This window comes from Novilysobacter selenitireducens (assembly GCF_020026895.1).
In the GTDB taxonomy this organism is placed as follows: Bacteria; Pseudomonadota; Gammaproteobacteria; order Xanthomonadales; family Xanthomonadaceae; genus Lysobacter_C; species Lysobacter_C selenitireducens.
Window position 1 is genome coordinate 1 of the sequence record NZ_JAINZW010000066.1, and the last position, 288, is coordinate 288.

General features: G+C 70.8%; 1 pseudogene. It reads right to left on the reverse strand.

What is annotated here, in order from left to right:
- Positions 1 to 227, reverse strand: a pseudogene (locus tag K6753_RS14535) (GTPase); the annotation flags it as partial.
- Positions 228 to 288 lie beyond the last annotated feature (61 nt).

The window sequence follows — 288 nt, forward strand, 5'->3', positions numbered from 1 at the left end:
AGTCGGCAGGCCCGGTCATCGCGAACCCCGAGCGCGTGTTCATCGCCGTCGATGCGGCGCACCGTGGGGTCGAGCGTGGCGAACAACTGGTCGGCGGCGTACGCCTCCGCACCCGTCATCGCGTTGAAAAGCGTGGACTTGCCGGCATTGGTGTAGCCGACCAGTGCGACGCGCGGCAGTTCGCTGCGCATGCGCGCCCGGCGCATCTGCGTGCGCTGCGGCTCGAGCGCGCGCCCGAAGGGATCGGGCGCGATCAGGTAGGTCATGGGCAGTCCGCGCGGGGTGTCG